This window comes from Acidovorax sp. FG60, from assembly GCF_057808995.1.
Genome location: NZ_JBMDJC010000001.1, coordinates 477299 through 497395, shown reverse-complemented (window position 1 = coordinate 497395; position 20097 = coordinate 477299). Strand labels below are relative to the sequence as shown.

The following is a 20097-nucleotide window of genomic DNA, read 5'->3' as shown; positions in this document are numbered from 1 at the left end:
GCGTGTCAATGACATGGAACAAGGCACGCTACAATTCCGGGTTATTGAGATTTCGGGCATCTTCCCGCGCAACTTTGCGGGCTGCGTCTGTCTTGCCTTTGGCATGACAGGCACCCAGCTGGCAGTCTTGTGAGCACTTCTGGTGACGGGCTTGGTTTTTCGTTTTGCCACGGTGTCGGGTCAACGCATTGACTGGCGTCTCGTTCGCAACTGTTCGGTTACGCCGGTGCAGTTGGGCTGGATGTATCTGTCCTTGTGTGTGGTGTCCCTGGGTATCGCCACGTGCTTCTGGATACTCGGTGCTCGTCTGGTCATGCCCTTTGCGTGGCTGGAGATGGTGGCGGTAGGAATTGCATTCGCCGTGTACGGTCGCCATGCGGCGGATGGCGAGAGGATTTCGCTGCAGGGTTCGCGCCTTGTGGTGGAACTGGAGACAGCAGGCAAGCTGGAACGCGCCGAGTTTGACCGGAGTTGGGTTCGCGTAGAGCCCAAGTCTGGGGACCGTTCGCTGATCATGCTGTCTGCGCAGGGCCGAACGGTCGAAGTGGGGCGCTTCATGCGCCCCGAACTTCGACCGGCTCTGGCATCGGAGATCCGCATGGCCTTGCGCGCAGCCTGACCCCACGCAGGCGCGCGAAAGGGATTGGTTAAATTGAGGCTTAGAAGTAAGTGAGAACTATGAAGAGCATTTCCAACAAGCTGGCTTCTCTGCTGCTGATTGCCGGTGCATGGGTGGGCTCCGCAGCCCATGCCGTTCAGGACCTGCCTGGCGGCCCTGCAGTCAACCAGCTGAACCTGCATCCCCCGGTCACCAAGATCGCAGAAGAGCAACATTTTCTGCACTGGATGATGCTGATCATCTGCACGGTGATCTTTGTTGCAGTGTTCTCCGTGATGTTCTACTCGATTTGGAAACACCGCCGTTCCAAGGGCGCCAAGTCGGCCAATTTCCATGAATCCGTGACGGTGGAAGTGGTCTGGACCATTGTTCCGTTCATCATCGTGATCCTGATGGCCCTGCCTGCCACCAAGGTGCTGGTGGCCCAGAAGGACACCACCAACGCCGATCTCACCATCAAGACCACGGGCTACCAGTGGAAGTGGGGTTATGACTACATCACCGGCGAAGGCGAGGGCCTGGCCTTCATCTCCACGCTGGACAGCAGCCACCGCGTGATGTCCGACAGCGGCAATGTCAAGGATGCGCCGACTGACTACCTGCTCAAGGTGGACAACCCGATGGTGGTGCCGGTGGGCAAGAAGATCCGCATCATTACGACGGCCAACGACGTGATCCACGCCTTCATGGTGCCTGCCTTCGGTATCAAGCAGGATGCGATCCCCGGTTTTGTGCGCGACACCTGGTTCCGCGCCGAGAAGATTGGCGACTACTACGGCCAGTGCGCCGAGCTGTGCGGCAAGGAGCACGCTTACATGCCCATCCATGTGAAGGTCGTGTCTGCTGAGGACTACACCGCCTGGGTGGCTGATCAGAAGAAGAAGGCTGCTGCCAAGCTGGACGACCCCACCAAGGTCTGGGCGCTGGACGACATCATGAAGCGTGGCGAGAAGGTGTATGCCGCCAACTGTGCGGCCTGCCACCAGGCCAACGGCAAGGGCGCTGGCCCCATCAAGCCATTGGACGGTTCGGCCATCGTGCTGGACGCGGACCATGTCAAGCAGATCCAGGTTCTGCTCAAGGGCGCAGCCAATGGTGCCATGCCTGCATGGGCGCAACTGAGCGATACCGATATCGCAGCCGTTGCCACCTACACCAAGAATTCGTGGTCCAACAAGACCGGCCAGCTGGTGCAGCCTGCTGAAATCGTGGCCCAGCGCGGCAAGTAATCAGCGCCCTAACGTATTGAGGAATCCAAGATGAGTGCAGTTCTCGACAACCACGGGCATGCGGGCGACCACGCACACGACGACCATGGGCACCATGGTCCCACCGGCTGGCGCCGCTGGGTGTATGCCACCAACCACAAGGACATCGGTACCCTGTACCTGCTGTTTGCCTTCGCCATGCTTATGGTGGGCGGCGTCCTGGCGCTGGTGATTCGCGCCGAGCTGTTCCAGCCCGGCCTTCAGCTGGTGAACCCCGAGCTGTTCAACCAGCTCACCACCATGCACGGTCTGATCATGGTGTTCGGCGCCATCATGCCGGCCTTCGTGGGCTTTGCGAACTGGATGATCCCGCTGCAGATCGGCGCATCCGACATGGCTTTTGCCCGCATGAACAACTTCAGCTTCTGGCTGATGATCCCTGCGGCCATCATGCTGGTGGCATCGTTCTTCATGCCCGGTGGCGCTCCTGCTGCGGGCTGGACGCTGTATGCGCCGCTGACGCTGCAGATGGGCCCCTCCATGGATGCCGGCATCTTCGCCATGCACATCCTGGGTGCCTCGTCCATCATGGGTTCGATCAACATCATCGTGACCATCCTGAACATGCGCGCACCCGGCATGACGCTGATGAAGATGCCCATGTTCGCCTGGACCTGGCTCATCACCGCCTACCTGCTGATCGCCGTGATGCCCGTGCTGGCTGGCGCCATCACCATGACGCTGACGGACCGCCACTTCGGCACCAGCTTCTTCAACCCCGCTGGCGGCGGTGACCCGGTGATGTACCAGCACATCTTCTGGTTCTTCGGCCACCCTGAGGTGTACATCATGATCTTGCCGGCCTTCGGCATCATCAGCCAGATCGTGCCTGCGTTTGCCCGCAAGAAGCTGTTCGGCTACGCCTCCATGGTGTACGCCACGTCGTCCATCGCCATCCTGTCGTTCATCGTGTGGGCCCACCACATGTTCACGACGGGCATGCCCGTGACGGGCCAGCTCTTCTTCATGTACGCCACCATGCTGATCTCCGTGCCCACGGCAGTGAAGATCTTCAACTGGATCGCCACCATGTGGCGCGGCTCCATGACCTTTGAGACCCCCATGCTGTTCGCCGTGGGCTTCATCTTCGTGTTCACCATGGGTGGTTTCACCGGCCTGATTCTGGCCATGGCTCCCATCGACATCCAGTTGCAAGACACGTACTACGTAGTGGCCCACTTCCACTACGTGCTGGTGGCAGGCTCGCTGTTCTCCATGTTTGCTGGTGTCTACTACTGGCTGCCCAAGTGGACGGGTGTGATGTACTCTGAAACGCGCGGCCAGATCCACTTCTGGGGCTCGTTGATCACGTTCAACATCACCTTCTTCCCCATGCACTTCCTGGGTCTGGCCGGTATGCCCCGCCGCTACGCCGACTACCCCATGCAATTCGCTGACTTCAACGCGATTGCCTCGGTCGGCGCGCTGGGCTTCGGTCTGATGCAGGTCTACTTCTTCCTGGCGGTGATTGTTCCGGCCATGCGTGGCAAGGGTGAAAAGGCAGCTGCGAAGCCTTGGGACGGTGCTGAAGGTCTGGAATGGGAAGTTCCCTCCCCAGCGCCTTTCCACACTTTTGAGAATCCACCCAAGCTGGATGCCACGGCCACCCGTGTGATCGGCTGAGGATCACGACCATGACACCCGAGCAGAAAAAGAGCAACCTGCGGATGGCGCTGATCCTGGCGTCGATTGCGGTGGTGTTCTTCGTCGGGTTCATGGCCAAGGTGTTCTTCCTTTCCCGTTGAGTCCACACCTGCCATGAGCCTGCACCGCGAAAACGCCAAGATGGTCGGCAAGCTGGTCGTGATCGCGGCTGGCATGTTCGCCTTCGGCTATGTGCTGATTCCCATCTACAAGCATATCTGCGAGATGACGGGCATCAACATTCTGTCGCTCTCCGAGCGTCAGGTGCCTGGTAACGGCGTGGCGGGCAAGGATGTCAAGGTTCCTGCCAACACGCAGGTGGACAAGACCCGTACGATCACGGTGGAGTTTGATGCCAACGCGCGGGGTCCCTGGGATTTCAAACCTGCCCAGCGATCGGTGCAGGTGCACCCGGGTGAGCTGACAACGGTGATGTACCAGTTTCAGAACATCCAGAACCGCCGCATGGCTGCGCAGGCCATTCCCAGCTACGCGCCCCGCCAGGCTGCTGCACACTTCAACAAGCTGGAGTGCTTCTGCTTTAACCAGTACACGCTGGAGCCCGGCGAGAAAAAGGAATGGCCGGTGGCGTTTGTGATTGACCCCCGTATTTCAAAGGACGTGACGACCATTACGTTGTCCTACACGTTCTTTGAAGTGGGTGGCAAGACACCCGCAGCACCGCAGTCCACAGCAGCCGTGGGTGTATCCCTTCCGACCATTTCCTCATTGGAAGGGGCTGGCTCATGAATACCCCCCTGGAGCAGCCCGTGGTGAAGCCGCATGCGCGCAAAGGCTCGTTGCTGCGCACCGTGCGCGCCGTGGCCTGGTCGCTGATCGGCCTGCGCAAGGGCAGCGAATACCAGCAGGATGTCGAAAAACTCAACCCACTGCACATCATCGTGGTGGGATTGATCGCGGTCTTTCTGCTGGTCATCGGCCTGATCGGGCTGGTGAACTGGATCGTGTGAGTGAGTGTGTGTTGGTTGGTACGAACAAATACTGAAAACAAAGATTTTGAGAGTCAGGAGCTGAAATGAGTGCATCAACCCACGGCGGAACCCCGTACTACTATGTGCCTGCCGAGTCGCGTCACCCTGTGATGGCGGCTGCAGGCCTGTTCTTCGTCATTCTGGGCGCAGGGCAGTGGATCAACGGCCACCACTGGGGCAAGTATTCCCTGGCGCTGGGCCTGGTGTGGTGGCTGTTCACGCTGTACCAATGGTTCGGCGATGCGGTGCGTGAGAGTGAAGGTGGCCTGTATGGCCACAAGATCGATCTGTCGTACCGCTGGAGCATGAGCTGGTTCATCTTCTCGGAGGTGATGTTTTTCGGCGCGTTCTTCACGGCCCTGTGGTGGGCGCGTTCGCACTCTGTACCTGCCCTGGGAAGCCTGGACAATGCACTGCTGTGGCCTGATTTCAAGGCGGTCTGGCCCAGTCTGGCTGCTGGCGTGACCGCTTCGCCGGCTGGCATCGTCGAGCCCTTCCAGACGGTGGGCCCCTTCTGGCTGCCCACCATCAATACGGCTCTGCTGCTGACCTCGGGTGTGACGCTCACCATTGCCCACCACGCCCTGCGCGAGAACCAGCGTGGCAAGACGATTGGTTTCATGTGGGCAACCGTGCTGCTGGGTTTTGTCTTCCTGCTGGTGCAAGGCTATGAGTACTACCACCTCTACACCGACCTGAACCTCAAGCTCAACTCGGGCGTGTTCGGTTCGACGTTCTTCATGCTGACCGGCTTCCACGGTTTCCACGTGTTCCTGGGCATGCTGATGCTGCTGGTGATCACGCTGCGATTGCAAAAGGGCCATTTCACCGCCGACAAGCACTTCGGTTTCGAGGGCGCTGCCTGGTACTGGCACTTTGTGGACGTGGTGTGGCTGGGTCTGTACGTGCTGGTCTACTGGATGTAAACCGCGCCTGCCGTGTAAAAAAAGCGCCTCGCGGCGCTTTTTTTGTTGGCATGCATGCTGTCAGCGCAGAGTCTGGTCCATCGCTGGCGGCGTCCTGCTCGCCACGGTTGGAGGGGGTTAGCGGGCGGTTGCCGGCAGGCCAGTAGGCTGGATGTAGCCCAGCTGCCAGGCGACCAGGATACACAGGAACAGCACGATGGAGATCCCCACCCGCACGGCCAGCGCCTTGGCCATGTGGTTGCCCTTGGACTTGTCATCGCGTCCATTGCGCATCATGAAGAACAGGGCGGATGCCAGGCTGGCCAGAATGGCGATGAACGCCAGCACTACGAGGTATTTCATGGAGCACATTATCCCGTGACCACTTTCCGCCGTCCCGCAGACCTGCGTTTCTGGTTGATCACACTCGCCGCAGTGGCGGGCATGCTGGTCACGGCATCGCTGGGCCGCTGGCAGCTGTCGCGCGCAGCCGAAAAAGAGGCGCTTCAGGCCGCGCTGGACGAACGGGGGCGCATGCCTGCCATTGACGGCCGCGCCTTGCTTGCTGCTGCGGTGGCAGATCCATCCTCGAAGGACGCCTCTTCGTTGGTGCACCGTGCCGTGGTTCTGGAGGGGCGGTGGCTGTCGGAGCACACGGTGTACCTCGACAACCGCCAGATGCACGGGCGTCCGGGCTTTTTTGTGGTGACGCCCTTGCAGCTGGCAGGGCAAAGTGGCGCGGCGGTGCTGGTGCAGCGTGGCTGGGCGCCGCGCAATTTCCAGGACCGTACGCGGCTGCCACAGGTGCAGACGCCACAGGATGTGACGGTGCGGGTGCAAGGCCGTGTGGCGCACGCGCCTTCACGTTTGTATGAGTTCCAGGGCGCCGACAGTGCCCAGGGGTCTTCTCGCATCCGGCAAAATCTCGATCTGGCAGCGTTTCGCACCGAAACCGGTCTGGCGCTTGCCCACCTCACGGTGCTGCAGACGGGCGAAGCAGGCGAGGGGCTTCAACGCGACTGGCCCGTGGTCGGCGCAGGCGTCGACAAACACTACGGTTACGCATTTCAATGGTTCGGGCTCTGCGGCCTGATTGCACTTCTCTATGTCTGGTTCCAAATCGTCCGACGGTTCATTCGCCCGCGCAGCCACCCTGCCGCCTGAAGCCCAGGGGGACCATCCCCTGGGGCTCACCGTGCACACGCTGCCCGAAGCGGCGGGCGCCGTGGCCCTGACGCAGCGCACGCGCCATGGGCGTTTGAAGATGCTGGGCGTGCTGCTCATCTGCGCGGCGCCGGTCATCGCCTCGTATTTCACGTACTACGTCATCCGCCCCGAAGGCCGGCGCAACTATGGCGAGTTGATCAACCCGCAGCGCACCCTGCCGGACCTGAGCGCCACGGCACTCGATGGCCAGGCCGTTCCCCTGGCTTCGCTGAAGGGGCAATGGCTTTTGGTCAGCGTTGCGGGAGGGGCCTGTGATGCCGCCTGCCAGAAGCACCTGTACCTGCAGCGGCAACTGCGCGAAAGTGTGGGCAAGGAGAAAGACCGCGTGGACTGGGTCTGGCTGGTGAACGACGCTACCAGCGTGCCACCGGAGCTCACGCCCGCATTGCAGAAAGCGACGGTGCTGCGCATGGATGCCGCTGCACTCAATGCGTGGCTTGCGCCCGCCGAGGGGCACCAGATAGCGGACCACCTGTATGTGGTGGACCCCATGGGCAACTGGATGATGCGTTTTCCGGCAGCCATGGACGCGGCAGGCGCGGCCAAGGCCAAGCGGGATCTTGAACGCCTGTTGCGTGCATCCTCGTCATGGGATGAGGCCGGGCGTCCCGGGAAGCCGTGATGGACACCCCACAGCCGCTCTACGATCTGGCGCCCATCGCCCGGCTGATGCTGCTGGGCGTGCTGATTGCGCTCGGGCCGCTCGCCTGGGTGGGTTGGCGCAACCGCAACAGCTCCCCCATGCGGCGCCTGCAGGCACTCACGGTGCTCACCCTGTTCCTGACGTTTGATCTGGTGCTTTTTGGCGCCTTCACCCGCCTGACCGACTCGGGCCTGGGCTGCCCCGACTGGCCTGGGTGCTACGGCAGCGCCAGCCCCGTGGGGGCGCGCACCGAGATCGCGGCGGCCCAGGAGGCCATGCCCACGGGCCCTGTGACCCATGGCAAGGCCTGGGTTGAAATGATCCACCGTTACCTGGCCACGGGCGTGGGCGTGCTCATCATCGTGCTCACGGTGTCGGCGTGGGTGCAGCACCGCAAGGCGTTGCGCATGGGGGGCGAGCGTCCCCCCATCAGCCCGTGGTGGCCCACCTTCACGCTGTTCTGGGTGTGTCTGCAGGGGGCTTTCGGGGCGCTGACGGTGACGATGAAACTCTTTCCGGCCATCGTCACGCTGCACCTCATCGGCGGGCTGGTGCTGCTGGCGCTGCTGTGCGTGCAGGCAGTGCGCCACACCCAGAGCGCTCAGGGCAAGCTGCCTGTGCGTGTCTCCACCGGGTTGCGCTGGGGCCTGGTGATCACCGGCGTGCTCGTGGCGGTGCAGGTGGTGCTGGGTGGCTGGGTCAGCACCAACTACGCGGTGCTGGCTTGCACCACCTTTCCTACCTGTCAGGGGAGCTGGTGGCCAGCCATGGACTTTGGCCAGGGTTTTCAGGTCTGGCGCGCGCTGGGTATGCTGCAGGACGGCAGCCACATCAGTTTTGCCGGGCTCACAGCCATCCACTATGTACACCGGCTCATGGCTTATGTGGTCCTCTTGGCCCTGGGCATCGTTTGCTGGCGCCTTCGCCAGGCGGGCGTGCTCCGGGTTCAGTCCCGCTGGCTGGCCGCGTTGGCGCTGCTGCAACTGGCCACCGGCCTCTCCAACGTGGTGCTGGACTGGCCGCTGCTGGCCGCCGTGCTGCATACCGGTGGCGCTGCGGCGCTGGTGGTGGTGTTGACCTGGGCCTTGGTGTCCAGCCGCGCGGTGTCCGCGCCGCAAGAGTTTTCCGCGCCTTCGGGTGCATCGAGAGTTTCCGTATGAGTGTTGCTGCCCCCGCCGCTGTTTCTACGCCGTCGCGCATTGCGCAGTTCTATGCGCTGACCAAGCCGCGCGTGGTCCAGCTCATTGTGTTTTGTGCCCTCATTGGCATGGTGCTGGCTGTGCCTGGGCTTCCGTCGGCCTCGCAACTTGGGCTGATGGCCCTGGCCTGTGCCGGGGTGTGGCTGGTGGCGGGCGCTGCCGCCGCCTTCAACTGCATCGTGGAGCAGGGCATCGACGCCAAGATGAAGCGCACCGCCTGGCGTCCCACGGCCAAAGGCCAGCTGTCCAACGCCCAGACGCTGCTGTTTTCTGCCGTGTTGTGTGCTGCGGGGTCCGCACTGTTGTACTTCTGGGTGAACCCTCTCACGATGTGGCTCACGTTCGCCACATTTGTGGGCTATGCGGTCATCTACACAGTGATTCTCAAGCCCCTTACGCCGCAGAACATTGTGATTGGTGGTGCGTCAGGCGCCATGCCGCCCGTGCTCGGTTGGGCGGCCATGACCAACGATGTCGGCCCGGAAGCGCTCATCCTGTTCCTCATCATCTTTCTGTGGACGCCTCCTCACTTCTGGGCGCTGGCCCTGTACCGGGTGGAGGACTACCGCAAGTCTGGCCTGCCCATGCTGCCGGTGACCCATGGCAACGAGTTCACCCGCCTGCAGGTGTTTCTGTACACCCTGATCCTGTTTGCCGGGTGCCTGATGCCCTTCGTCTACGGCATGAGCTCGTGGATCTACCTGGCCGCCGCGGTGGTGCTGAGCGCAGGCTTCTGCGGCTACGGTTTTGCCCTGTGGCGCAACTATTCGGACGCGCTCGCGCGCAAGACCTTCCGCTTTTCCCTCATCCACCTGAGCGCCCTGTTTGCCGCCCTCCTGGTGGACCACTACGTGCTGTGAAGACCGCCATGACCATGCTGAAAAGAAGTGCTCTTAAAACGATAGCCGTTAGCGCTTTGTCTATAAGCGCTGCGGGCATTTTTAGTGCCTGTTCCGAGAAAAAGGCAGAGTTTCGTGGCGTGGACATCACCGGTGCGGACTATGCCCGTGACATCCCGCTGACCGACCACAACGGCCAGGCGCGACACCTCAAGGACTTTGCGGGCAAGGTGGTGGTGGTGTTCTTCGGCTTCACGCAGTGCCCGGACGTGTGCCCCACCTCCATGCAAGAGCTGGCCGAGGTGAAGAAGATGCTGGGCAAGGACGGCGACCGCCTGCAGGGCATCTTCGTCACGGTAGACCCCGAACGCGATACGCCGGAAGTGCTCAAGGCCTACATGGCCAATTTCGATCCCAGTTTTCTGGCCCTGTATGGCTCGCCAGAGCAACTGGCTGCGGTCGCCAAGGACTTCAAGATCTACTACAAGAAGGTCGATGGCAAAACGCCCACCAGTTACACCATGGACCACTCGGCGGGCAGCTACGTGTATGACACGGCGGGGCGCCTGCGCATCTATAACCGCTATGGCAGTGGCGCGCAGGCCCTGGCGGCAGACGTCAAGGCACTGCTGGCCGAGGCGGGCTGAGGTTTCTGCGGGCCCGCCAGTCCGCCTGCTGGTTTGACAGCACCTGCAACAAAAAACCCGGGCAGGCGCATCGGCCAGACCCGGGTTGATGTTTGCTAGCAGCAAAGGCGTGCGGCGTTTCCGTCGCGCAGATTTATTCCGCCTTGATGCCGCGCATCGCGATCACGCCGCCCAGCAAGTTGGTGTCGGCCTTCACGCGGTTGGCCAGCCCCTCGGGCGACGAGCCCACCGTCTGCCAGCCCTGCTGGAACAGCTTGCCGCGCACCTCTTCGCTGCGCGCAATCTCGCTGATCAGCGCCGCCAGCTTGGCCTGGATGGGCTTGGGCAGGGTCGAAGGCGCCGCAAAGGCATTCCAGATTTCCAGGTTGAAGTTGCTGATGCCGGCCTCGACCAGGCTCGGCACATCGGGTGCCAGCGGGCTGCGCCCGGAAGACGTCACGCCAATCGCGCGCAGCTTGCCCGCACGCACCTGGGCCTGCGCCAGGGCCGGGGGCAGCAAGGCCATCTGCAACTGCCCGCCCAGCATGGCGGTGGCCACCTGTGGGTAGCCCGGGTAGGGCACATGCACCGGGTTGATGTTGCTGCGCGACTTGAGCAACTCGGTGCCAATGTGGCCCACCGTGCCCACGCCGGGCGTGCCATAGCTCCACTTGTCGCCGCCATTGCGGGCTGCCACAAAGAAGTCGCGGGCGCTGCTGTTGGCGGGCACCCCGGGTTGGCTCACGGGTGCTGTCAGGATCAGGGGCGATGTGCCGATGAGGCTCAGCGGTGCCAGGTCCTTGAGCGGGTCGTAGGGCACGGCCGGGTTCAGCAGCTTGGCAATGGTCATGTTGCCGTTGATCATCAGGCCGATGGTGTGGTCATCACGCGCTTTGGCCACGGCATCAGCCGCAATATTGCCGCCTGCGCCCACCTTGTTTTCCACGATCACCGGCTGGCCCAGGGCCTTGGACAGCGGCTCGCTGAACGTGCGCGCCGTGAGGTCGGGCGAAGACCCGGCCGGAAAGCCCACGATGATCTTGAGCGGCTTGGTGGGCCATGCCAGGGGCGCGGCGGCTGCTGCGGCACCGGGCTTGGCGGCGTTCTGGGCGAGAGCCCAGGGGGAGGCGGCTGCCAGGGCAATCAGCAGCGTAGACGCACGGCGAGAAACAACAGGACGTGACGACAACATGGGAAGGGGTCTCCTCAACAAGAACATTCAGGGGCCAAAACGACACGGGGCCCCAGAACTGGGGCCCCGTGAGGCAACTTCTGCAGCCGGGGATATTAACCCCGCCGCCCTCAGGCTCAGGCGTACTCCGCCAGAGCCTTCTTCATCTTCTTCATTGCAGCCACTTCAATCTGCCGGATGCGCTCGGCGCTCACGCCATACACAGCTGCCAGCTCGTGCAACGTCATGCCGCCCGTACCGTCATCGTTGACCTTGAGCCAGCGCTCTTCCACGATGCGGCGGCTGCGGCCGTCCAGGCTGTCCAGCGCCGTGGCAATGCCATCGGTGGCCAGGGCATCGCGCTGGCGCGACTCGATCATGGCCGTAGGTTCGTGCGAGGCGTCGGCCAGATAGGCAATCGGCCCAAAAGCCTGTTCGCCATCGTCGGAGGGTGCGGGGTCCAGCAGCACATCACCGCCCGACATGCGGGTTTCCATCTCGATGACTTCCTCGCGCTTGACGTTGAGCTGCGCAGCCACCGTGTCGATTTCGTGGTCCGACAGCGTATCGCGGTGTGTGGCCGCATCAGCGGCAGACGCATCGGCCTTGAACCCCTGCTTCATGGAACGCAGGTTGAAGAAAAGCTTGCGCTGCGCCTTGGTGGTGGCAACCTTCACCATGCGCCAGTTTTTCAGGATGTACTCGTGGATCTCGGCCTTGATCCAGTGCATGGCATAGCTCACCAGACGCACGCCCTGGTCGGGGTCAAAGCGCTTGACGGCTTTCATCAGGCCCACATTGCCTTCCTGGATCAGGTCGCCATGGGGCAGGCCATAGCCCAGGTACTGGCGCGCAATCGAAACCACCAGACGCAGGTGCGACATCACCAGCCGACCGGCGGCGTCCAGATCGTTGTTGTCCTTGAGCTGCCGAGCGTAGGTCTGCTCTTCTTCGTGCGTGAGCAGCGGCAGGCGATTGACGGCGGAGATGTACGCGTCCAGGTTGCCCAATGGGGGCACCAGCGCCCAGGGGTTGGCGGGCGCCAAAGTCGTCGTAGCGGTTCCAGATTGAATGTTCATTCCGGGAATCCTTTCCTCTAAGCCATGATATTAGCACTCCATAGGACAGAGTGCTAAGCCAGGAGTTCCCCTCCGGTTGTGGGCGATGCTGCCTGCCTGTCGCCTGGACCATTGGCCCAGGAATCCGAACGCGATATGGTTGGATGGTTCTGCTAAGCCATTGATTCAAAAAGAAATTTTATGGCTGCAGAGGCCGCGATGAACGCAGTATTTCGTTGTCAGAGCGCGTTCTGGGTTCAGGGTTCCAGCCCTTTGTAGCCAAGTTTTTCCGATTGTTGCGACAAATAGAACAGTGTTTTCATGATCTAGGGATGACCTGCATAACTCCCTATGGTCTGTGATACGCGGCCCCGGGCGTTTCGCTGCGTTGCTTTTCTTGCCAATAGCCCGTCTATTGGCTGCCAAAAGACGCCTTGCGCCCCACCCGATCCGCACTACCACCGCCTCGCGAGGGTTGTGCAGGACATCCCTAGGGACCCTCTGCACGAATCACCGCACCGTGTGCATCTGCGGACTCGCGTGGTCTGCGGTGTTGCAAGTACTCGCAATAGCTACGGCTATTGCTGCGTCTTGCGCCTGGCAGCCCCTCCTGATCCGCAGCGCACACTTACCGCTCGATTCGTACAGAGGATCCCTGGCGGTTTCGCGCCGCTGGCATTGCATCCCCCGCTATGGCAGACTGCACCGCCCAACGCCTTCGGGAGACGCGCATGACTGAGCCGACCGCACTTTGCGACATTCTCGTTGTCACTACCACGGTGGCCACCGAAGCGGAAGCGCGGCGGCTGGCACAGCTGGTGTTGCAGGCGCGGCTGGCGGCCTGTGTGCAGGTGGAGCCCATCACGGCCTACTTTCGTTGGCAGGGCGCGTTGCAGGAGGACCGCGAGCTCCGGCTGGTGTGCAAGACCGTGCCCCGTGCGCTGCACCCGCTGCTGGCGCTGCTGCGGGCGCAGCATCCCTATGCGCTGCCGCAGCTGGTCACGCACGCGCTGCAGGGGTCTGCGGAATATGCTGACTGGGTGGATGCGCAGGTGGCCCACGCTACGGTGCTGGCCTGAAGCTTGGGCATTCCCCAGTTTGCGGACGTCTCGGCCGCTGGTACGGGTCGCTCAAACTCTTGGATCGCGATCACACGCTCAGGTCGATCTGCTGCACCGTGCCCGCGCTGCCGTTTTCTCGCAGGTAGATGCTGGTGGAGCGCACGGCGCCCAGGCTGTGGTTGTCCGCCGTGCGCAGGGCGAAGGGCGTTGCCTGGGCGGTGAGTTGCACCGCGCCCACGCCCAGTTCCTCCAGGGTCTGCAGGCTACCGCTGCCATCTGCATTCGGGGTCCACACGCGCAGCTGATGGAAGACCGGGTCGGCCTCATCGATCCAGCCGTTGCCGTCGCTGTCATGCCGGGCCAGTTCTGTAAAGCCGTTGCCCGTGTCCGGGCCGAAGAGTTCCAGGCCGCTGTCGATGCGCGCGTTCTGGTTGGTGTCCAGCGCCAGATAACCCCGGTTGCCGGCAAGCAGCGGCACTTGTTCGGTCTGCCCGTCGCCGTCCAGGTCGAAGGCAAAGCGCAGGTCCTGCAATTGGGCGGCGGTGCCGTCGAAGTTGATGACCAGCGGGTCCACCGCCACGGCGTCGCCCAGCCGCAGGCTCACGGAGGATTCCTCGCGGTAGCTGCGTTGCATATCCAGCTGCAGCGTGAACCGGATTTCCCGGCCATCGGCGGTGCGCACAGTGCCCGCTGCAGCAAACTGGGTGCGCTCGGTTTCTTCCAGCACTTCGCGCTGCTCATAGATCAGGCCAAAGCCCGCGCGCTGGCGCGGGGCTGCGGCCGTGCTGTCCGTTGGGGCCAAGGGGGGCGGGGGAGCTGCGGGCGCCTCGGTAGACTGCGGCCCGGCATAGACGCGGACGAGCACCCCGGTCATGCGTTCGATCAGATCGCGGATCATGGCGAGCTGGGGCGTCAGGCCCTCGTCGCGGGCGCGCTCCGGCAGAGGCTCGACCGAGGTGGTGGCCCCATGGGGTGCATGGGCGGCCTGGGCCAGGCGGGCAGCGGTGGAGATTTGCAGCGGCGGTGCCTGGCGGGCGAGGGGCGTACTGGCGGGGCGGTCGCCCACCCACATTTCCAGGCGGCTTGTCTGGCTGTGCATGCGCGTGGCGACATGCTGGGACTGCATCTGCAGGGTGGACGACTCGATTCTCATGGGGCACCTCCATGGTTTCCACGGAGGTCCGGCGCGGTGCGGGCTGGCGTGGCCCCTGGTTATCGGCACTTCTGCGCGGTACCTTGAATGCAATCCCGATACCGGCCCAAGGTCAGCTGGAGGTGCCTTCCGGGCCCAGCACCTCCCGCGCGACCCCTTCAAAGTCTTCCAGCGCCATCGGCCTGCCAAACAGATAGCCCTGAAACGCCTTGCAGCCGTGCGCCAGCAGAAACTGGTGGTGCGCTGCCGTTTCGACCCCCTCGGCGATCACGTCCAGACCCAGGCTGCCGGCCAGCGCGATGATGGAGCGTGCGATGGCTGCGTCGCTGGGGTCCAGCAGCACGTCGCGTACAAAACCCTGGTCGATCTTGATCTGGTCCAGCGGCAGGCGCTTGAGGTAGCTCAAGGACGAATAGCCGGTGCCAAAGTCATCCAGCGAAAAGCCCAGGCCCTGGGCTTTGAGTGCGCGCATGGTGGCGATTACGCTGTCCACGTTGTCCAGCAGCAGGCTTTCGGTCAGCTCCAGCTTGATGTGCGCCGGGTCGGCGCCAGTCCGCTGCAGCAAGGCCAGTACCTGTGTCACAAAGTCTTCCTGCAGAAACTGCCGCGCGCTGACGTTGATGGCCAGGCTCAGGTGGGCCATTGCCGGGTCCAGCCGCCACCGGGCTTGTTGGCGCAGGGCGGTTTCCATCACCCAATAACCCAAGGGCAGGATGAGGCCGGATTCCTCTGCCAGCGGGATGAACTCCGATGGCGGCACCATGCCGTGCGCGGGGTGTTGCCAGCGCACCAACGCCTCTGCGCCGGTAACCCGCCCCTGCGCGTTCACCTGGGGCTGGTACAGCAGCAGGAACTGCGACTGGCGCAGGCCGTTGTGCAGCTCCGTTTCCAGCAGCGCGCGGCGGTTCACGGCCTGCTGCATGTCAGGGTCAAAAAAGCGCAGGGTGTTGCGGCCCGCGTCCTTGGCGCGGTACATGGCCATGTCGGCCTGTTTGAGCACCTCGTCCACCGAATCACGGTGCTCGCGCAGCAGCGTCACCCCGATGCTGGCTGTGAAGTGGTGTTCATGCCCGGCCAGGTCGTAGGGCTGGCGCAGCTGGGCCAGGATCAGTTCGCCCAGCGTGCGCGCCTGGGCGGCGGCTTCCGGCGGGTCACTGCTCAGGTTCTGCAGCACCACCACAAACTCGTCGCCCCCCAGCCGGGCCACCGTGTCCTGCTCGCGCACGCAGCCGCGCAGGCGCAGGGCCACTTCCTTGAGCAGCAGGTCGCCCACCTCATGGCCCCGGGTGTCGTTCAGGGTCTTGAAGTTGTCCAGGTCCACAAACAGCACGGCTGTGGTCAAGCCCGAGCGCGCGCCGCTGGCCAACACCTGCTGCAGACGGTCTACCAGCAGGCGCCGATTGGGCAGCTGCGTGAGGGCGTCGTAGAAGGCCAGGTAGCGGGCCTCGTCCTCGGCCGCCTTGCGGCCCGAGATGTCGATGTCGATACAGAACATCTCCGGTGGGTGGCCCGGCACCCGGATGTAGGCATGGCTCGAGAAGACATGCACGGGCGTACCGTCCTTGCGTTGCAGCTGCAGCTCGCCGGCGGGAATCACCTCGGCCGTGGCGAACATGTGGCGTACGTGTTCACGCACGGCGTCGCGCATGGGGGGCGGAATGATGAGGTCGAGCAGGTTGCTGCCCAGTGCCTCCTCGGCCGTGTAGCCATACAGCTCCTCGGAGGCCTGGTTCCAGTAGCTCGTGGTGCCATCTTCCAGATAGCCTTGCACCGAGATGGACGGGATATTGCGCAGCAGCGAGCGAAAGCGAAGCTCTGACTCGCGCAGCGCACTTTCGGCGCGCTTGCGTTGGGTGATGTCCCGCGCCAGGAAGACCACGGCCGCCTGGCCTCCCACTTTCACACCCAGGGGCTGCGCGCGCCCTTCAAATTGCCGCGTTCCCGAGAGTGTCTGCATCTCGTATTCCACGCTCTGCGTCTGGCCCGACAGCAAGGTGCTGCGGATCAGTTCCACAAATCTGTCGGCCTCCTCTGCGGGCAACACGTCATGCATCCGCTTGCCCACAAGTTGGGCAGGGCTGGCGGCCAGCGGGGCGTCGTCGGGCGATAGCACTTCCACATAGCGCCCCTGGGCATCCAGCACCAGCAGCACATCGGGAATGGCCTGCGCAATGGCCCGCAGCCGGGCGGCCGTGCCGTGCAGTGCGCGTTCGGTGGCCAGGCGTTCTTCCACGTCGTGCAGCAGCAGGCCCAGCGCCACCGTGGCGGGTGTGAAGGTCAACAGAAAGGGCAGGGCCAGGGTCTGGTTGACGCGCTGAACCACTTCGGTCGGCAGCAGCTGGAACACCGCCAGCACGGCGGTGTGCACCAGCAGTCCGAACAGCGCCAGCGTCACGGGCTCGACCCCCAGGCGCCCACGCGCCCGGCCCTCGCGGTAGACCAGGCCCAGTGCGGTGCATAGTGCGATCACCATCAAGCCCACCTCCGCCCCCGCGCCGCCCAGCCACAGGCGGCCGGTGGCGGCCATGGCGGCGGCGATGCAGGCCACCAGCGGGCCGCCAAACAGGCCTGCCATGCTCAGCACCACCGAGCGGGCGTCAAAGATCACCCCGGGCATCAGCACCACCGGCGTGAGCATGCCCACCACGCAGATGGTGCCAAAAAGAATGCCCGAGAACACCTGCCCGGTGCGCGGATGCTGGCGCCAGACGCGGATGTTGAACCCATGCAGAAAGCACAGCGCCAGCAGCAGGGCAACACCTTTGACCAGCTCAATGAACATGGGCCTCCGTGCCTTTCCAGGGGGAAGCCCATCATGGGGGAATTGCCGCAGTTCGTAAACGTGAAAATGGCCCCCGAAGGGGCCATGGATCACGCTGGCGGGGGAAGGGGGCGGCCAGGACCGCCGGGCTGCATCAGGTGAGCAGCGCCTGCGCGAACTCGCGCGCGTTAAAGGTTTCCAGGTCTTCGAGCTTTTCGCCCACGCCGATGAAATACACCGGAATCGGGCGCTCCTGCGCGATGGCGGCCAGCACACCGCCCTTGGCCGTGCCATCGAGCTTGGTCACGATGAGGCCTGTGAGCTGTAGCGCGTCGTCAAACGCCCGCACCTGGGCCAGGGCGTTCTGGCCAGTGTTGCCGTCGATCACCAGCAGCACCTCGTGCGGGGCCGTGGCGTCGGCCTTGGTCACCACGCGGCGGATCTTCTTGAGCTCTTCCATCAGGTGCAGCTGCGTGGGCAGACGGCCGGCGGTGTCCACCAGCACCACATCCTTGCCGCGCGCCTTGCCGGCCGTGACGGCGTCAAAGCTCACGGCGGCCGGGTCGCCGCCTTCCTGGCTCACGATTTCGACCGTGTTGCGGTCGGCCCAGACGCCGAGCTGCTCGCGCGCTGCCGCGCGGAAGGTGTCGGCCGCCGCCAGCAGCACGGCCGCCCCTTCGCCAGCCAGGTGTTTGGTGAGTTTGCCAATCGAGGTGGTCTTGCCCGCGCCATTGACGCCCGCCACCATGATCACCGTGGGGGTGTGTTCGCCGATGACCAGGGCTTTTTCGAGCGGGCGCAGCAGGTCGGTCAGTGCGTCGGCCAGCAGGCCCTTGACGGCGGCGGGGTCGGTTGCCTTGGCCTCCTTCACGCGGCGCTTGAGGTCGGCCAGCAGGTGGGTGGTGGCCTTGACACCGGTGTCGGCCATCAGCATGGCCTCTTCCAGCTCTTCATACAGCGCATCGTCGATCTGCGTGCCGGTGAACACCGTGGTGATGCTGCTGCCGGTTTTGCGCAGGCCGGCCTTGAGGCGATCCAGCCAGCCCTTGCGTTCCGTGGGGGCGGCTGCCGGTGCGGAAGCGGGTGTGGCCGGGGGCGCTGCGGCTGGCACTGGCGCAGGCGGTGGGGCTGGCGCTGTTGCGGGCGTGGGCGCCGGAGCTGCCTCGGGCGCCTTGGGGGCAAACGGGTTGCGCAGCCAGCCAAACGCTGCCGGTGCTGCAGCCGGGGCTTCGACGGGCGGTGGCGAGGGCACGGGTGCCGGGGCGGGCGAAGTAGCCGGAGACGGCGGCTGCGCCACCGCAGCTGTCGCCGCTGGCACGACCGGGGTGTGGGGGGCGGCAGGCGCCGGAGCGCCGTGCGAAACGGCCGGGGAGGGCGCATCGGACGGTGCAGGCGTCGATGGCGGAGCGGCGGGCTTTTTCTTGAAAAAACTGAACATTGGAGGGTTCTTAGAATCATCCATTCTATGAAACGTGCTTTCACCCTACTGGGCCTGCTGGCCTGCCTCTCGTCCGGGGCTGCCTTTGCGGCAACGCCTCCCGCCTCTCAACCCCCCGCTGCGCCTTCCACCACGCCGTCCGCCGCGGCCTCTGGCGCGCAGCAGTTCACGCTCAAGAACGGCATGCAGCTTATCGTGCAGCCCGACCGGCGTGCCCCCACTGCGGTGCACATGGTGTGGGTGCGCGTGGGCTCCATGGACGAGGTGGATGGCACCACGGGTGTGGCCCATGTGCTGGAGCACATGATGTTCAAAGGCACCAAGACGTTGCCGCCGGGCGAGTTCTCGCGGCGTGTGGCGGCTTTGGGCGGGCGCGAAAACGCATTCACCAGCCGCGACTACACGGGTTACTACCAGCAGATCCCGTCCAACCGGCTCGAAGATGTGATGAAGCTCGAATCCGACCGGTTTGCCAACAACCACTGGCCGGACGACGAGTTCAAGAAGGAGCTGGAGGTCGTCAAGGAAGAGCGCCGCCTGCGCACCGAAGACCAGCCCCGCGCCATGCTGGCCGAGCAGCTGTTTGCCGCCACCTTCACCGCATCGCCCTACCGCCGCCCGATCGTGGGCTGGATGAGCGACCTGAATGCCATGACACCGAATGATGCGCGCGCCTTCTACCGCCAGTGGTACACGCCCACCAACGCCGCCGTGGTGGTGGCAGGTGATGTGGACGTGGCCCAGGTCCGCGCACTGGCCGAGAAGTATTACGGCAGCCTGCCCGCCCACACGCTGCCTGAGCGCAAGCCCCGCACCGAGCCCGCGCAGCAGGGTCTGCGCCGCATTGCCGTCAAGGCTCCGGCCGAGCAGGCCTACGTGGCGCTGGCGTTTCGTGCGCCCAGCCTGAACCGCGTGGAGAACCTGACCGAAACCGACCGCGACGCTCTGGCGCTCATGGTGCTGTCGGCGGTGTTCAACGGCTACGACGGCGCGCGGCTCGACCGTGCGCTGACCCAGGGGGAAAACCGCGTGGCCGACAGCGCCAGCAGCGGCGCGATGGTTACCGGCCGTGGCCCCAGCCTGTTCATGCTCAGCGGTGTGCCCGCTGCAGGCAAGACGGCCCAGCAGGTGGAAGACGCCCTGCGCGCCGAGGTCACCCGCGTCGCCCGCGATGGGGTCAGCGAGGCTGAGCTGACCCGCGTGAAGACGCAGTGGATCGCCTCGACCGTGTACGAACGCGACTCGGTGATGAACCAGGCGCAGGAGCTGGGGGGCAACTGGATTCAGGGCTTCCCGCTCGATGCCAACGAACGCCTTCTGGAACTGCTGCGCACCGTGACGCCCGCCCAGGTGCAAGCCGTGGCCGCCAAATATTTTGGCGACGACCAACTCACGGTGGCCACCTTGCTGCCCCAGCCGCTGGATTCCCCCCGCCCCCGCGCACAGCCCGCACCCGGTGCGTCCCGCCACTGAACCCGCTTTGCGCCCTATTT

Annotated in this window: 20 protein-coding genes; 14 read left to right on the top strand and 6 right to left on the bottom strand. The window is 64.0% G+C overall.

From position 1 onward, the window contains the following. Positions 1–142 precede the first annotated feature (142 nt). From ACODS0_RS02265 to ACODS0_RS02235, 7 genes are all read left to right on the top strand, one after another. Entirely contained in the window at positions 143–619 is a 477-nt protein-coding gene (locus ACODS0_RS02265; RefSeq protein ID WP_488832454.1) for a DUF2244 domain-containing protein, read from the top strand. Positions 620–678: 59 nt separating this feature from the next. Further along, entirely contained in the window at positions 679–1848 is a 1170-nt protein-coding gene (coxB, locus tag ACODS0_RS02260) for a cytochrome c oxidase subunit II (RefSeq protein ID WP_055398584.1), read from the top strand. A gap of 30 nt (positions 1849–1878) precedes the next feature. Then, positions 1879–3510 carry a cytochrome c oxidase subunit I gene (gene ctaD, locus ACODS0_RS02255; protein ID WP_488832450.1) on the top strand — a complete coding sequence of 544 codons (1632 nt, stop codon included), beginning with the start codon at positions 1879–1881 and terminating at the stop codon, positions 3508–3510. A gap of 11 nt (positions 3511–3521) precedes the next feature. Next, positions 3522–3632, top strand: a complete 111-nt coding sequence (locus ACODS0_RS02250) for a cytochrome oxidase small assembly protein (protein WP_212742253.1) — start codon at positions 3522–3524, stop codon at positions 3630–3632. 13 nt (positions 3633–3645) lie between these two features. Beyond that, positions 3646–4281 (top strand): cytochrome c oxidase assembly protein, encoded by a 636-nt coding sequence (locus ACODS0_RS02245; RefSeq protein ID WP_488832447.1) that lies wholly within the window; start codon positions 3646–3648, stop codon positions 4279–4281. Beyond that, complete coding sequence (locus ACODS0_RS02240) at positions 4278–4502, top strand: DUF2970 domain-containing protein (protein ID WP_055398587.1); 225 nt, start codon at positions 4278–4280, stop codon at positions 4500–4502. Before ACODS0_RS02245 ends, ACODS0_RS02240 begins: the two co-directional genes overlap by 4 nt. 65 nt (positions 4503–4567) lie before the next feature. Then, positions 4568–5449, top strand: coding sequence for a cytochrome c oxidase subunit 3 (locus ACODS0_RS02235; protein WP_488832443.1), 882 nt, complete (start codon positions 4568–4570; stop codon positions 5447–5449). Positions 5450–5566: 117 nt separating this feature from the next. Here the strand turns inward: ACODS0_RS02235 and ACODS0_RS02230 are convergent, their stop codons facing one another. Then, positions 5567–5791, bottom strand: coding sequence for a twin transmembrane helix small protein (locus tag ACODS0_RS02230; RefSeq protein ID WP_055398589.1), 225 nt, complete (start codon positions 5789–5791; stop codon positions 5567–5569). Between the two features lie 15 nt (positions 5792–5806). Between ACODS0_RS02230 and ACODS0_RS02225 the strand changes: the two genes are divergently transcribed. Genes ACODS0_RS02225 through ACODS0_RS02205 form a run of 5 tightly spaced genes read left to right on the top strand, consistent with a single transcriptional unit; the run spans position 5807 to position 9983 of the window. Then, positions 5807–6592: an SURF1 family protein gene (locus ACODS0_RS02225; RefSeq protein WP_488832440.1), complete on the top strand. Its 786-nt coding sequence runs from the start codon at positions 5807–5809 to the stop codon at positions 6590–6592. Further along, positions 6534–7277 (top strand): hypothetical protein, encoded by a 744-nt coding sequence (locus ACODS0_RS02220; protein WP_488832438.1) that lies wholly within the window; start codon positions 6534–6536, stop codon positions 7275–7277. Before ACODS0_RS02225 ends, ACODS0_RS02220 begins: the two co-directional genes overlap by 59 nt. Next, entirely contained in the window at positions 7277–8458 is a 1182-nt protein-coding gene (locus ACODS0_RS02215; protein ID WP_488832437.1) for a COX15/CtaA family protein, read from the top strand. Before ACODS0_RS02220 ends, ACODS0_RS02215 begins: the two co-directional genes overlap by 1 nt. Continuing rightward, positions 8455–9357 (top strand): heme o synthase, encoded by a 903-nt coding sequence (cyoE, locus tag ACODS0_RS02210; protein ID WP_426304974.1) that lies wholly within the window; start codon positions 8455–8457, stop codon positions 9355–9357. Before ACODS0_RS02215 ends, cyoE begins: the two co-directional genes overlap by 4 nt. 8 nt (positions 9358–9365) lie before the next feature. After that, entirely contained in the window at positions 9366–9983 is a 618-nt protein-coding gene (locus ACODS0_RS02205; protein ID WP_121508606.1) for an SCO family protein, read from the top strand. Between the two features lie 133 nt (positions 9984–10116). Here the strand turns inward: ACODS0_RS02205 and ACODS0_RS02200 are convergent, their stop codons facing one another. Both ACODS0_RS02200 and rpoH read right to left on the bottom strand, forming a co-directional pair. Next, positions 10117–11154 carry a Bug family tripartite tricarboxylate transporter substrate binding protein gene (locus ACODS0_RS02200; RefSeq protein ID WP_436131685.1) on the bottom strand — a complete coding sequence of 346 codons (1038 nt, stop codon included), beginning with the start codon at positions 11152–11154 and terminating at the stop codon, positions 10117–10119. A 116-nt stretch (positions 11155–11270) separates the two neighbouring features. Beyond that, on the bottom strand, positions 11271–12212 hold the full coding sequence (gene rpoH, locus ACODS0_RS02195) for an RNA polymerase sigma factor RpoH (protein WP_488832434.1): 942 nt from the start codon (positions 12210–12212) through the stop codon (positions 11271–11273). 710 nt (positions 12213–12922) lie between these two features. Here rpoH and cutA point away from each other — a divergent pair. Then, entirely contained in the window at positions 12923–13270 is a 348-nt protein-coding gene (gene cutA, locus ACODS0_RS02190; RefSeq protein WP_121508607.1) for a divalent-cation tolerance protein CutA, read from the top strand. A gap of 70 nt (positions 13271–13340) precedes the next feature. Here the strand turns inward: cutA and ACODS0_RS02185 are convergent, their stop codons facing one another. The 3 genes from ACODS0_RS02185 to ftsY form a co-directional block, all read right to left on the bottom strand. Further along, positions 13341–14405: a hypothetical protein gene (locus tag ACODS0_RS02185; RefSeq protein ID WP_488832431.1), complete on the bottom strand. Its 1065-nt coding sequence runs from the start codon at positions 14403–14405 to the stop codon at positions 13341–13343. Positions 14406–14517: 112 nt separating this feature from the next. Continuing rightward, positions 14518–17187, bottom strand: coding sequence for an EAL domain-containing protein (locus tag ACODS0_RS02180; RefSeq protein ID WP_488832429.1), 2670 nt, complete (start codon positions 17185–17187; stop codon positions 14518–14520). A gap of 133 nt (positions 17188–17320) precedes the next feature. Then, on the bottom strand, positions 17321–18604 hold the full coding sequence (gene ftsY / locus ACODS0_RS02175) for a signal recognition particle-docking protein FtsY (RefSeq protein WP_488832427.1): 1284 nt from the start codon (positions 18602–18604) through the stop codon (positions 17321–17323). A gap of 27 nt (positions 18605–18631) precedes the next feature. Here ftsY and ACODS0_RS02170 point away from each other — a divergent pair, with 27 nt between their 5' ends. Next, positions 18632–20077 carry a M16 family metallopeptidase gene (locus ACODS0_RS02170; protein ID WP_488832425.1) on the top strand — a complete coding sequence of 482 codons (1446 nt, stop codon included), beginning with the start codon at positions 18632–18634 and terminating at the stop codon, positions 20075–20077. Positions 20078–20097 lie beyond the last annotated feature (20 nt).